This is a genomic window from Pseudomonas sp. PSB11 (assembly GCF_014596605.1).
GTDB classification, from domain to species: Bacteria; Pseudomonadota; Gammaproteobacteria; order Pseudomonadales; family Pseudomonadaceae; genus Aquipseudomonas; species Aquipseudomonas umsongensis.
Genome location: NZ_NOIO01000068.1, coordinates 1 through 1,340 on the forward strand (window position 1 = coordinate 1; position 1,340 = coordinate 1,340).

The 1,340-nt window shown below is 65.7% G+C and carries 1 protein-coding gene; it reads left to right on the top strand.

Annotation, left to right across the window (positions count from 1 at the left end):
* Positions 1 to 1,340, top strand: a 1,340-nt coding sequence (locus tag CGA21_RS29685) for a gamma-aminobutyraldehyde dehydrogenase (protein ID WP_110755355.1), incomplete at both ends; no start/stop codon positions are given.

Consider the following 1,340-nt stretch of genomic DNA (forward strand, 5'->3'; position numbering starts at 1 on the left):
CGCGTGCTGGTGGAAATCAACGAGGCCAGCGAGGCCCAGGTCGATGCCGCCGTACGCGCCGCCGATGCCGCCTTCGACAGCTGGTCGCAGACCCCGCCCAAGGAACGTTCGCTGCTGCTGCTCAAACTCGCCGACGCCATCGAGGCCCACGGCGAAGAGCTGGCCAAGCTCGAATCGGACAACTGCGGCAAGCCCTACAGCGCCGCGCTCAACGACGAGATCCCGGCGATTGCCGACGTGTTCCGTTTCTTCGCCGGCGCCAGCCGTTGCATGAGCGGCTCGGCCGGCGGCGAATACCTGCCCGGCCACACCTCGATGATCCGCCGCGACCCGGTCGGGGTGATCGCCTCCATCGCGCCGTGGAACTACCCGCTGATGATGGTCGCCTGGAAAATCGCCCCGGCCCTGGCCGCCGGCAATACCGTGGTGCTCAAGCCCTCGGAACAGACGCCGTTGACCGCATTGCGCCTGGCGCAACTGGCGGCGGAGATTTTCCCGGCCGGCGTGCTCAACCTGGTCTTCGGCCGCGGCCCCACCGTCGGCAGCCCGCTGGTCACCCACCCGAAAGTGCGCATGGTGTCGCTGACCGGTTCCATCGCCACTGGCGCGAACATCATTTCCAGCACCGCCGACAGCGTCAAGCGCATGCACATGGAACTGGGCGGCAAGGCCCCGGTGATCATCTTCGACGACGCCGACATCGACGCCGCGGTCGACGGCATTCGCACCTTCGGTTTCTACAATGCCGGGCAAGACTGCACCGCCGCCTGCCGCATCTATGCCCAGGCAGGCATCTACGAGAAATTCGTCGAGAAGCTCGGCGCCGCCGTGAGCAGCATCAAGTACGGTTTGCAGGACGATCCATCGACCGAACTCGGCCCGCTGATCACCGCGCAACACCGCGACCGCGTCGCCGGTTTCGTCGAGCGCGCCGTGGCACAGCCGCACATCCGCCTGGTCACCGGTGGCAAGGCAGTGGAAGGCAACGGTTTCTTCTTCGAACCGACGGTGCTGGCCGACGCCCACCAGGACGACGAAATCGTGCGTCGCGAAGTGTTCGGCCCGGTGGTGTCGGTGACCAAGTTCAGCGATGAAGCACAGGTGCTGGGCTGGGCCAACGATTCGGACTACGGCCTGGCGTCCTCGGTGTGGACCGCCGACGTCGGCCGCGCCCATCGCCTGTCGGCGCGCTTGCAGTACGGCTGCACCTGGGTCAACACGCACTTCATGCTGGTCAGCGAAATGCCCCATGGCGGGCAGAAGTTGTCGGGGTATGGCAAGGACATGTCGATGTATGGGCTGGAGGATTACACCGTCGTGCGGCATGTGATGTTCAAGCA